We start from the raw sequence: 11,670 nt of genomic DNA on the forward strand, positions 1-11,670 counted from the left end.
AAAGGTGAGCGTTACAGTGTAACCCTCACATCCGCAGCGGTCCCCATGACCAACGGCAGGGTCCACGCCCTGATCCAGCTCCTGCCGGTGTGCTCGCTGCGCGCTGCCCCGCCTGGCCGGGCAGGCATCGTTTGAGCGGTGGCCGGGCGCCGGCTCAGGCGCGACCGAACGCCGGGTCGCTGCGGCTGGGCTTGCCGGTTTCCAGATGCCCGGCCAGGCGCCGGCGGAATGCCCCACCCGGCTGCTCCACGACAACGTCATACCAGTGATCGCTTGCTGCCAACGGCAGGCGGATGGTTTGCCGCTGGCCTGCGGCCAGCTGCACGGCGCGCGCGGTCGGGTCTGCGTAATCCAGCGCGCGCAGTTGCAACGTGCATGGTTGGCGCCCGGCATTGCCGAGTTCCAGCACCAGCATTTCGCCGTCCTGCCTGGCCTCCAACCACGGCGCTGCCGATTGCGTCACAGCGGCGACGAGTTCGCCCGCAAACTCGCGCAGGAATCCATTCGGCCCATGCACACTCAAGGCATAGGCACCGTTGTGTGCAGCGCCAAGCGGTACATCGTCGAGCTGCGTGCCGGGCAGCACGGTGTAGTACCACGGGCCGCCACTTGCAGCACTGCTGTAGACATTGAACGCGGCTGCAGCAGCGCCGCTGTTGACGAACTGCAGTTGCACACCAGTCTCGTTGTGCACGCGCGCATGCACCTGCAAGGCGTACGGCAGCGCGCGTGCAGGACGTTGACCTGGTTCCTGCTTGGGCATGCGCGCGGTGGTCGGCGGTGCCGGCAGCGGTTTGCCGCTCACGGCTGCGGTGCGCGCGCGATAGTCGCCGATCGCCGGCAACGCACTCAACGCCGAATCGTCCGGCTTGCGGAAATCGAACACGCTGGTCAGATCGCCGCTCACCGCACGCCGCCACGGGCTGATGTTGGGCTCGGCCACGCCGAAACGGCGCTCCAGCAAGCGCAGTACCGAGGTGTGATCGAACACCTGCGAATTGACCCAGCCGCCGCGCGTCCACGGCGAGATCACCAGCATCGGCACGCGGATACCAAGACCGATCGGCAGCCCCTCGTAGACTTCGCCACGCGTGTCGACATTGCTGCGCCCCATGCGCGCATCCAGCGCCGGCAATGGCGCGGGCACATGATCGAAGAAGCCGTCGTTCTCGTCGTAATTGATGATCAGCGCAGTCTTCGCCCACACCTCCGGATTGGCAGTGAGCGCATCGATCAAACGCGCCACCAGCGATTCGCCATAGGCCGGCGGTGCCTCCGGATGTTCGCAATACGCAGTGGGCGGAACGACCCACGACACCTGCGGCAAACGATTGGCCTGCACGTCGGCGGCGATCGCGGCGACCAGATGCTCGGCCTGCGTGGTGGCGGCGTTTTCTGCGGTGGAACCGGCCACGCACGCACGCGCGCGCCGATAGCGTTCGTCGCCGGGCTGCAGATCGCGATAGTGCGAAAAATACGCCAGCGAGTTGCAGCCGAAGTTGTCGTATTCCTGATACACGCGCCAATCCACACCCGCAGCCTGCAGGCGCTGCGCGTAGGTGGTCCAGTCCATCGCCGCGTAACCGGGTTTGTCGCGCGCCATGTCGGCGGTCCAGTTGCCGTCGTCGGCATTGGTCACCGCTTGCGCACCGACATTGCCCACGCTGGGGCCGCTGGTGCCGGTGAACAGATACATGCGATTGGGATTGGTCGGCCCGTGCAGCGAACAGAAATAGCCGTCGCAAATGGTGAACGCATCGGCGAGCGCGTGGTAGTACGGAATGTCGTGACGCTGGAAATACCCCATCGTCAATTCGCCCTTGTACGGCACCCAGGCGTCGTACTCGGCCCAGCGCGCCGGGTCCTGCCCGTGGCCGGCTTTCCACGAGTGATCCAGGCTTTTGATCAACGGCGCGGAGGTGTTTTGTGAATCGAAGGCGAACGGCAGCAAGCGACGACCGTCCTTCGCCGGCTGACTCCATACCGGATGCCCATCGCGCAATTGCAGCGGACGCGGATCGCCGAACCCGCGCACGCCGCGCAGCGCACCGAAGTAATGATCGAACGAGCGATTTTCCTGCATCAGGATCACCACGTGTTCGATGTCGCGCAGCGTACCGGTACGCGAATTGGCAGGCAGCGCGAGTGCGCGGCCGATCGAAGACGGCAAGGCGCCGGCGGCAGTCAGCGCGGCGACGCGCTTGAGGAAATCACGGCGCGAGGGGGAATACGTCATGGATGCGAAACCTGGCAGAAATACGGGTGCGTGGCCGCAGGTGGCGGCTGGACACGACACGTATAGCGGGCGAGCGCGACAGTTTTAAGACAGCGACCGTCATCAATGTTTCATGAGTCGTTGACACCCTGCGTCGCGAAACGTCGGTCTTGCACCGTGCGTCCGCCCTCAGCCGTGCCCGAACAGGATTCCCCCATGACTTCCACTCGTCGTTTTCATGTCACTCCGCTGGCGTTCGCCCTGGCAGCGCTGCTTCCCGTCATGGCATCTGCCGCCACAACGGCTGCCGATCCGGCTGCCATTGCAGACGCGCCGGCCGCGGATGCGCCGGTCACCGCCGCCGATACCGCAACCAATGCCACTCAGCTGGATGCGATTAACGTGGTCTCGCAAGGCAGCACGCGCCAGGTGCAGCGCATCAGCCGGCAGGACATCGAGCAGCTCACACCGGGCAGCAGCGCCTTCAAGGCAGTGGAAAAATTGCCGGGCGTGCAGTTCCAGTCGGCCGACCCATTCGGCACCTACGAATGGTCCACGCAGGTGACCTTGCACGGCTTCGATCAGAGCCGGCTCGGCTACACACTCGATGGCATTCCGCTCGGCAACATGAGCTATGGCGTCACCAACGGCCTACACATTACTCGCGCGATCATTTCGGAAAACCTCGGCTCGGTGGAAATCGCGCAAGGCGCCGGCGCGCTCGGTACTGCGTCCAACACCAATCTCGGCGGCACCATGCAGTTCTATTCGGCCGACCCGCAGACCACGCCCGGCCTGCGGCTGGTGCAGACGGTGGGTAGCGATGCGACGCGTCGCACCTTCGTGCGTGGCGACACCGGCGATCGCAATGGGTTGTCGGCGTATCTGTCTTATGCCAATGCCACCACCGACAAGTGGAAGGGCTTTGGCGACCAGCAGTCAGAGCAGGCCAACCTCAAGACCGTGTACCAATGGGGCGAAGGCAACCGTCTGAGCCTGTTTGTGGATACCTCGCGGCGCAAGGAATACGACTACATGGATCTGTCGTTGACCAGCCAGCGCGCGCTGGGCTGGGATTACGATTATCTGCAGCCGGATTGGGCCACTGCGGTGCAGATGGCGCGTGCGTATCAAAACACCGGTGCCACCAGCGGCGTGGCCAACGGCTACCCGCAATCGCTGGCGGGGCTGCCCGATGATTACAGTTGGCTGGATGCCAGCTACTACGCAGGCGGTGGTCTGCGTCGCGACAACCTGGCAGGCTTGTCGGGCACGTTCGTGTTCGGCGGTGCAACCCTGGATGCCGCCGGCTACTACCACGCCAATCGCGGCGAAGGTCAGTGGGTGACACCGTATGTCGTCACCTCGGCGCAGATCCCGGTGTCGATGCGCACCACCGACTATGGCCTGGACCGTTTCGGCGGTACCAGCGCACTGAAGTGGTCGTGGGGCAATCACGATCTGGAAGCGGGCGTGTGGGCCGAGAATGCACGCACCACGCAAGGGCGCAATTACTTCGCGCTGGGCAACGAGGGCTACACCTCGCTGTACAACGTGTACGAAGCGCAGACCCCATTCCGTCGCGACTTTTTGCAGCGCTATACCACCCAGACCCGCATGCTGTACCTGCAGGACACCGTGCGCCTGCTCGACGATCGCCTGACCCTCAACTACGGCGCAAAGGCGCTCAGCACCACCACGCGCGCGCAATCGCTGGTGCCGACCACCGCGCTGGCACAGGGGCGCATCCGCGCTGAAGACAACTTCCTGCCGCAGCTTGGCGTGAACTACAAGCTCGACGAGCGGCAGGACATCTACGCCTCCTACAGCAAGAACATCGCCGCCTTCGGTTTCACTCCGTTCGGTACCTCGCAGGCCGCGTTCGACCGCAGCCGTTCGACGCTGGAGCCGGAAGAATCACAGACCGTGCAGGTGGGCTACCGCGTGCAGGATGCGCAGTTCCAGCTGTCGGCCGACGCCTACTTCACCAAGTTCTCCAACCGCTTGCTGACCACCTCGCCGTGCACCGCGGTGCAGACCTGCGCGGCGATCCTGAGCAATGTCGGTGCCGTGCACAGCGCCGGTGCGGATCTGGCGTTGATGTGGCGTCCGATGGAAGGCCTGAGCTGGTTGAATTCGCTGTCGTGGAATCGCTCGCGTTATCAGGACGACTACCTCAACAACGGCGTGGTCGCCACCTCCGGCAAGGACGTGGTCGGCATCCCGGCGTTGATGTTCTCCTCCAGCGCCAGCTACCAGCTCGGCAACCTGCGCCTGGATCTGGACGGCAAGTACGTCGACAAGCGCTACATCACCTTCCTCAACGATTCGCAGGTGCCCTCGTACTGGCTGTTCAATGCGGGCGCGCGGTACGACTTCGGTCGTGTGGGCGGTGTGGCCGATGTGGCGCTAGCGCTCAACATCACCAACCTCACCGACAAGCGCTACTTCGCCAGCACCGGCACCAACGGCTATGTCGCCTCCGATCCGCAGGGCTATAACCAGACCATAGTGGTCGGCGCACCGCGGCAATACTTCATGAGTCTTGATGTGAAGTTCTGAGTTGCCGGCGCTCTTTCCCCTCTCCCTGCGGGAGAGGGGTTGGGGTGAGGTACGGGCGAAGCTCTCGTGTGGTTCCACTGCACGAGGCTTCGCTCGTACCCTCATCCGGCGCTGCGCGCCACCTTCTCCCGATGGGAGAAGGACTACATCGGCGCCTACCCCGCCAAGATCCGTGTCGGCCAACACCGCCAATTACCGCACCGCCGCATGGCGCAAACCTCGCGACGCCTATAATCGCCGCCTTACTTTCACTCAGCAGGTCCCGCCAGATGGCGCAGACGATGAAGGCGCTGGTCAAGCGCGAAGCGAACAAGGGCATCTGGCTGGAACAGGTCCCCGTGCCCAGCCCCGGCCCCAACGAGGTGCTGATCAAGCTGGAAAAGACCGCAATCTGCGGCACCGATCTGCACATCTACCTGTGGGACGAGTGGAGCCAGCGCACCATCAAACCCGGCCTGACCATCGGCCACGAGTTCGTCGGCCGTGTGGCCGAGCTCGGTTCGGCGGTGACCGGCTACCAGGTCGGCCAGCGCGTGTCGGCCGAAGGCCACATCGTCTGCGGGCATTGCCGCAATTGCCGCGGCGGCCGCCCGCATCTATGCCCCAACACGGTCGGCATCGGCGTCAACGTCAATGGCGCATTTGCCGAATACATGCTGATGCCGGCCAGCAACCTGTGGCCGATCCCCGACCAGATTCCCTCCGAGCTGGCCGCCTTCTTCGACCCCTACGGCAACGCCACACATTGCGCGCTGGAATTCGACGTGATCGGCGAAGACGTGCTGATCACCGGCGCCGGCCCGATCGGGATCATCGCCGCCGGCATCTGCAAGCACATCGGTGCGCGCAACGTGGTGGTCACCGACGTCAACGATTTCCGCCTCAAGCTTGCCGCCGACATGGGCGCTACCCGCGTGGTCAACGTGTCCAAGACATCGCTCAAGGACGTCATGGCCGACCTGCACATGGAAGGCTTCGACGTGGGCCTGGAAATGAGCGGCAACCCGCGTGCCTTCAACGACATGCTCGACTGCATGTATCACGGCGGCAAGATCGCCATGCTCGGCATCATGCCGCGCGGCGCCGGCTGCGACTGGGACAAGATCATCTTCAAGGGCCTCACCGTACAGGGCATCTACGGCCGCAAGATGTACGAGACCTGGTACAAGATGACGCAACTGGTGCTGTCGGGCTTTCCACTGCACAAGGTGCTGACCCATCAATTGCCGATCGACGACTTCCAGAAGGGCTTCGACCTGATGGAAGAAGGCAAGGCCGGCAAGGTCGTGTTGAGCTGGAACTGATCGGCCAATACGCTTGAACGCAAAAGGCGCCGCGAGGCGCCTTTGCGTGTCCGTCTTCACAGTACTGACGAACGCAGCGAGAAATCCTCAGGTGCGAGCGGAGCGCTTCAAGAACGCAGGGTCGGCGAGGATTGCAGGCAAAGGCTCAGTGGGTCGAGGGCGCGGTGCCCTCACCGCTCGCGGGACACGCCGCAAGTACGTCCGTGTAGGCTCGGTGGCGGCATCCATGCCGCCACACGGTCCCGCAATCGGTGAGGACACCGCACCAGACAGTTTGCTGATTGCTTGGAAAAGAGCTACGCGCACCGACCATCTCGACTGGTCCTTGCCCGCCCACCGTCGCGGGACCTTACGCGGCATGGATGCCGCGTAAGAGCCTACATGGACGTACTTGCGGCGTGTCCCGCGATGATGGGCGGGCAAGGGCCCTGCATCCAAGCCCCAGATCAACCGCTCTACAAGCGACCTGTCCGCACTGTGCAAGCACTCCAAAACAAGCCAACCGAAATCTAGATTCCTAAGCATCGTTTAGATGTAGATGCCGAAGCATCCGAGCATCAACTCTTCCCATCTCACAACTACACAACCAGTTAGTCAGAGCCGCTTTTAGCCCATCGCCATCAAGGCCAGGTGACCGTCGCAGTCGCCACCAGATGGTTCTGCGAATTCTGCCGACCGAAGCCGAATTCGGCCGCTTCGCTGGTGTCGTAATAGCCCACGCTCAAACCCAGCGGACCGAACGCCTTGCCGACATTCACGCCGAAGTCGTTGTAATCGTGATCCACCTGACTGAGCGCCGAGGTATAAACGCTGTGCCCGGCGTGCGCGCCGAACGTGAAGTCGTACGGCAACGTCCAGTTGGCATCGAGTGCGTAGTAATAGCCGTCGGTCTTCGACCCATACAGATCGTTGGTATAGGCAACGGTCAAGCTATAGGTCTTCAAAAATGTGGTCTTGGTGATCAGTTCGGCGTAGTTGGACGCGCCAGCTCCCAGGTACTGGTAGCGGTTGATCATCACATCGAAATTCCAGTTCGTGCCCAGATCGGTGTTGTAGCCGACAAAGCCATCCACTTCCCAATCCGGATCGCCCGCACCGTAATCGACATTGGAGGTCCAGGTGCCGATGTACACGCCGAACGGCGTCGTGTACGTGAGTCCAGCCTGGAAGGCGGGCTCTTCATTGGTCTGCGAGATACCACGGAACAGATAATCGCTGGTGACCGCAAACGTGCCACTGAAGGGCGACGCTGGCGCTTCTTCATCCTGCGCATGCGCCAACGGCACGACACCGAGCAACAACAACGACAGACAACACGCGAGGGGGGACGGCTTCATGGAGCATCTCCTGGGACGATGGGCGGTCGGATGACGCGAAGCGAGGTTGCAGTGACTTTATTAGTCCAACTGTCATTGCAGCGCAACATCAACGTCGTGCGCCTTTGAACAAGCACACAGGCTTTAACCACCGATGATGCTGATCAGGATGCCCATCTCATCGACTGAATGTGCAGGATCTTGAGATTGGGGATTGGGGATTCGTAACGCCAAAGCAAAGGCGGACCCGCTCTGCGAATCCCGAATCCCTACTCCCAAATCCCTCCCCATTCAATACCGGCCCCAGCCGGCGTCGAATCACACCGGAAACACCCCGTAATGCCGCGCCGCCAGCCTTAGCTGCTGCCCTGGCTGAAAACTCCCCGCCGAGGCCGGCAGTTCCACTTCCACCTCGTTGCCCGCCGGCTCCAGCGTTGCGCGCAGACGCAGACGCGCCCCGCTGCGCTGCGACCAGGCCACCGTCGCCGGCCAACCGGCGTCATCGGGCACCAGATCCTCCGGTCGCACATACACCTCGACCGGGCCGGAGGGCAACGCGGCATTGGCCGCCGGCAATGCATGCCCGGCCACCTGGATCCGACCTTCCGCCAGCACACCAGGAATGCGGTTCACCGCGCCCACGAACGAATATACGAACGGCGAGGCCGGCTTGTCGTAGATCATCGCCGGGGTGTCGAGCTGCTCGATGCGGCCGCGGTTGAGGATCGCCACCCGGTCGGCCAGTTCCAGCGCTTCTTCCTGATCGTGAGTCACGAACACCGTGGTCAGACCGGTACGTTCGTGCAGCTCGCGCAGCCAGCGACGCAGGTCGCGGCGCACCTGCGCATCCAGTGCCCCGAATGGCTCGTCCAGCAGCAGCACACGCGGCTCGATCGCCAACGCACGCGCCAGTGCCACGCGCTGCCGCTGACCACCGGACAGCTGGGTGGGATAGCGCTGCTCCAGGCCATGCAACTGCACCAGCGCCAGCAATTCTTCAACGCGTGCGCGAATACGCGCTTCAGCCCAACGCTCGTTACCGCGCCGCACCCGCAAGCCGAAGGCGATGTTCTCGAACACGTCCATATGCTTGAACAACGCGTAGTGCTGGAACACGAAGCCGACCCGGCGCGACTGCACGCTCATGCGCGTGGCATCTTCGTCGCCGAACAGCACCTGCCCGCCATCGGCATGCTCCAGCCCGGCCATGATGCGCAACAACGTGGTCTTGCCTGAGCCCGACGGCCCCAGCAGTGCCAGCAACTCACCCTGGCGCACGTCCAGGGTGATGTCGTCCAACGCGGTGAACGTGTCGAACTGCTTGCGCAGGCGGTGGATGCGGATGCCCATGGTCACCTCAATGTCGGTGGTTGGCGGCAAGCGAATCGCCGTGTCGCCATTCCAGATACGTCTTCAGCGCCAGCGTCAGCAGCGCGGTCAATGCCAGCAGCGAGGCACACGCAAACGCGGCGCTGTAGGCGTATTCGTTGTAGAGAATTTCCACATGCAACGGCAGCGTATTGGTGCGCCCGCGGATATGCCCGGACACCACCGACACCGCACCAAACTCGCCCATCGCGCGCGCCGCGCACAGCAGCACGCCGTACATCAGGCCCCAACGGATATTGGGCAAGGTCACCCGCCAGAACATCTGCCAGCCGCTTGCGCCCAGGCTCAATGCGGCCAGTTCTTCATCGCTGCCTTGCTGCTCCATCAGTGGCATCAGCTCGCGCGCGATAAACGGAAACGTGACAAAGGTCGTCGCCAGTACGATGCCAGGCAGCGCGAATACGATCCGCGGCAGCTGAATCAGCATCTCGCCAAAAAACGGCAGCTGCAGCTGCCAACCTTCGTCGATCAACGGCCACGCCCAACCGCTGCGCCCGAAGATCAGCACGAAGATCAAACCTGCCACCACCGGCGACACCGAAAACGGCAGATCGATCAGGCTGATCAGCAAGCGCTTGCCGGGAAAGCGATGCTTGCTCACCGCCCACGCCGCTGCCACCCCGAATACCAGATTTAGCGGCAGCACGATCGCAGTCACGATCAAGGTCAGCTTGATCGCTGACAACGCATCCGGATCGACCACTGCGCGCAGGAAAGTTTCCCAACCACCCCGCAGCGCCTCGGCGAAGACCAGCACCAGCGGCAGCAGCAAAAACGCCAGCAGGAACAGCAGCGCGCCCAGAATCATCAGCCACTGCACCCAGCGAGGCTCGTTGGTGGCCGAGTCGGTGATGCGGCGCGCCTGTTCGGTCATTGTGCGGTTCTGCAGCATGGAGGGCAGCGACGAAACAGCATCGTTCATGCAGGCCTCCGTTGATAGCGCAGCAGGCGTGCCTGCAGCGTATTGACCACCAGCAGGATCACGAACGACAGCAGCAGCATTGCCGCCGCAATCGCGGTGGCGCCGGCATAATCGAATTCTTCCAGCCGGATGGTGATCAGCAGCGGCGCGATCTCGGTGGAATTGGGCAGATTGCCGGCGATGAAGATCACCGAGCCGTACTCACCCACGCCGCGCGCGAAGGCCAGCGCAAACCCGGTCAGGACCGCTGGCCATAGTCCCGGCAGCACCACCCGCCAGACCGTCTGCCAGCGCGACGCGCCCAGCGTGGCGGCGGCCGCTTCCAGTTCGCGCTCGCTCTCGGCGAGCACCGGCTGCACCACCCGCACCACGAACGGCAGGCCGACAAACACCAGCGCCAGCACGATCCCCAACTGCGTATAGGCGACCTTGATACCGATCGCCTCCAGCCAGCGCCCGACCCAGCCGTTGCCGCCATACAACGCAGTCAGCGCAATACCGGCCACTGCGGTTGGCAACGCGAATGGCAGATCGATCACCGCGTCGAAGAAGCGCTTGCCCGGGAAGTTGTAGCGCACAAACACCCACGCCACCCAGGTGCCCATGAGTGCGTTGAAGGCGCCGGCCACGAACGCCGTACCGAAGCTCACCCGCAAGGCCGACAACACCCGTGGCTCGCTCCACACCCGCCACAGGCCGTCCCAACCCAATCCGCTGGTTTTGATGAAGATGCCCAGCAGCGGGATCAACACAATCAATCCCAGCCAGGTCAGCGTAATTCCAAGACTCAAGCCCAACCCCGGCATCACGCGTCGGCGCGATGACGGCGCTGGATGGGGAGCAACCGACATCTGCATTGCCTACTTTTTTGCCTGGATCTGATCGAACACACCACCGTCGGCGAAGTGTTCCTGCTGCGCCTTGTCCCACGACCCGAACGCTTCCTGGATGGTCACCAGCTTGATGTCCGGGAAACGTGCCAGATCGGCCGGGTCGGCAAATTCCGGGTGACGCGGGCGATAGAAATGCTTGGCTGCCAGCTTCTGCCCTTCCGGCGCGTACAGATAACGCAGGTAGGCCTCGGCCACATCGCGCGTGCCGTGTTTGTCGACGTTCTTGTCGACCAGCGCCACCGACGGCTCGGCCAGGATCGACAACTTCGGCACCACGATCTCGAACTTGTCCTTGCCCAGTTCATCGCGCGCCAGCAGCGCTTCGTTTTCCCAGGCCAGCAGCACATCGCCGATACCACGCTGCACGAAGGTCGTCGTGGCACCGCGCGCGCCGGTGTCCAGCACCGGCACGTTGCGGAACAAGGCCTGCATGTAGCGCACGATGCGCTCGCGGTCGCCCTTGAAGATGCGGTCGGCATACGCCCAGGCGGCCAGGTAATTCCAGCGCGCGCCGCCGGAGGTCTTGGGGTTGGGCGTCACCACCGCCACGCCGGAGCGCAGCAGGTCCGGCCAATCGTGGATGTTCTTCGGGTTGCCCTTGCGCACCAGGAACACGATCGTCGAGGTGTACGGCGCGCTGTTGTCGGGTAGGCGCTTTTCCCAATCGCTGTCGATCAGTTTGGCCTTCTCGGCGATCGCGTCCACGTCGTAGGCCAGCGCCAACGTGACCACATCGGCCTCGATGCCGTCGATCACCGCACGCGCCTGCTTGCCGGAGCCGCCGTGCGAGGTTTCCACCGTCACCGTGTCCTGCGGATGTTGCTGCTTCCAATGCGCGGCGAACGCGCTGTTGTAGTCGCGATAGAACTCGCGGGTGGGGTCATAGCTCACATTGAGCAGACCGATGTCGCGCGCGCCAGCCGGGCCGGCCAGGGCCAGCAAGCTGCACAACAGGATCGACACGAAGCGGTAGCGGGGGTGGGTCACAGCAATCTCCTGGCCGGTTGGGCGCAGCTGAACAGCAAGCATGCCATGCTGCGCAGCGCTACGCGGGCGGTGAAATGACATA

Annotated in this window: 8 protein-coding genes; 2 read left to right on the forward strand and 6 right to left on the reverse strand. The window is 63.4% G+C overall.

Annotated features, from left to right (window positions below; genetic code table 11):
* Positions 1 to 154 precede the first annotated feature (154 nt).
* Positions 155 to 2,236: a phosphocholine-specific phospholipase C gene (locus NDY25_RS05190; protein WP_168956960.1), complete on the reverse strand. Its 2,082-nt coding sequence runs from the start codon at positions 2,234 to 2,236 to the stop codon at positions 155 to 157.
* 105 nt (positions 2,237 to 2,341) lie between these two features.
* On the opposite strand from NDY25_RS05190, the gene NDY25_RS05195 reads away from it, so the two are divergent.
* Together NDY25_RS05195 and tdh are read left to right on the forward strand one after the other, a co-directional pair.
* A complete protein-coding gene (locus tag NDY25_RS05195; protein WP_180336494.1) occupies positions 2,342 to 4,777 on the forward strand; it encodes a TonB-dependent receptor in 2,436 nt (811 codons plus the stop codon).
* A gap of 269 nt (positions 4,778 to 5,046) precedes the next feature.
* Positions 5,047 to 6,081, forward strand: a complete 1,035-nt coding sequence (tdh, locus tag NDY25_RS05200) for an L-threonine 3-dehydrogenase (protein ID WP_180336495.1) — start codon at positions 5,047 to 5,049, stop codon at positions 6,079 to 6,081.
* 620 nt (positions 6,082 to 6,701) lie between these two features.
* Here tdh and NDY25_RS05205 read toward each other — a convergent pair.
* The 5 genes from NDY25_RS05205 to NDY25_RS05225 all read right to left on the reverse strand — a co-directional run bounded on the left by NDY25_RS05205 (position 6,702) and on the right by NDY25_RS05225 (position 11,669).
* Positions 6,702 to 7,418, reverse strand: a complete 717-nt coding sequence (locus tag NDY25_RS05205) for a TorF family putative porin (protein WP_168956962.1) — start codon at positions 7,416 to 7,418, stop codon at positions 6,702 to 6,704.
* Between the two features lie 297 nt (positions 7,419 to 7,715).
* On the reverse strand, positions 7,716 to 8,747 hold the full coding sequence (locus tag NDY25_RS05210) for a sulfate/molybdate ABC transporter ATP-binding protein (protein WP_168957286.1): 1,032 nt from the start codon (positions 8,745 to 8,747) through the stop codon (positions 7,716 to 7,718).
* A 7-nt stretch (positions 8,748 to 8,754) separates the two neighbouring features.
* Positions 8,755 to 9,708 carry a sulfate ABC transporter permease subunit CysW gene (cysW, locus tag NDY25_RS05215; RefSeq protein WP_104551821.1) on the reverse strand — a complete coding sequence of 318 codons (954 nt, stop codon included), beginning with the start codon at positions 9,706 to 9,708 and terminating at the stop codon, positions 8,755 to 8,757.
* Entirely contained in the window at positions 9,705 to 10,565 is an 861-nt protein-coding gene (cysT, locus tag NDY25_RS05220; protein WP_043888978.1) for a sulfate ABC transporter permease subunit CysT, read from the reverse strand. The genes cysW and cysT overlap by 4 nt, the downstream gene beginning before the upstream one ends.
* Before the next feature lie 3 nt (positions 10,566 to 10,568).
* Positions 10,569 to 11,669 (reverse strand): sulfate ABC transporter substrate-binding protein, encoded by a 1,101-nt coding sequence (locus NDY25_RS05225; RefSeq protein ID WP_074056781.1) that lies wholly within the window; start codon positions 11,667 to 11,669, stop codon positions 10,569 to 10,571.
* Position 11,670: the final 1 nt, after the last annotated feature.

The sequence above is a fragment of the Xanthomonas hortorum pv. pelargonii genome (assembly GCF_024499015.1).
Taxonomy (GTDB): domain Bacteria; phylum Pseudomonadota; class Gammaproteobacteria; order Xanthomonadales; family Xanthomonadaceae; genus Xanthomonas; species Xanthomonas hortorum_B.

Bases quoted from the DNA above. Each gene is read 5' to 3' on its own strand.
- NDY25_RS05190 (WP_168956960.1), bottom strand. From the start codon at position 2,236: ATGACGTATTCCCCCTCGCGCCGTGATTTCCTCAAGCGCGTCGCCGCG.
- NDY25_RS05195 (WP_180336494.1), top strand. From the start codon at position 2,342: ATGTTTCATGAGTCGTTGACACCCTGCGTCGCGAAACGTCGGTCTTGC.
- tdh (WP_180336495.1), top strand. From the start codon at position 5,047: ATGGCGCAGACGATGAAGGCGCTGGTCAAGCGCGAAGCGAACAAGGGC.
- NDY25_RS05205 (WP_168956962.1), bottom strand. From the start codon at position 7,418: ATGAAGCCGTCCCCCCTCGCGTGTTGTCTGTCGTTGTTGTTGCTCGGT.
- NDY25_RS05210 (WP_168957286.1), bottom strand. From the start codon at position 8,747: ATGGGCATCCGCATCCACCGCCTGCGCAAGCAGTTCGACACGTTCACC.
- cysW (WP_104551821.1), bottom strand. From the start codon at position 9,708: ATGAACGATGCTGTTTCGTCGCTGCCCTCCATGCTGCAGAACCGCACA.
- cysT (WP_043888978.1), bottom strand. From the start codon at position 10,565: ATGCAGATGTCGGTTGCTCCCCATCCAGCGCCGTCATCGCGCCGACGC.
- NDY25_RS05225 (WP_074056781.1), bottom strand. From the start codon at position 11,669: ATGTCATTTCACCGCCCGCGTAGCGCTGCGCAGCATGGCATGCTTGCT.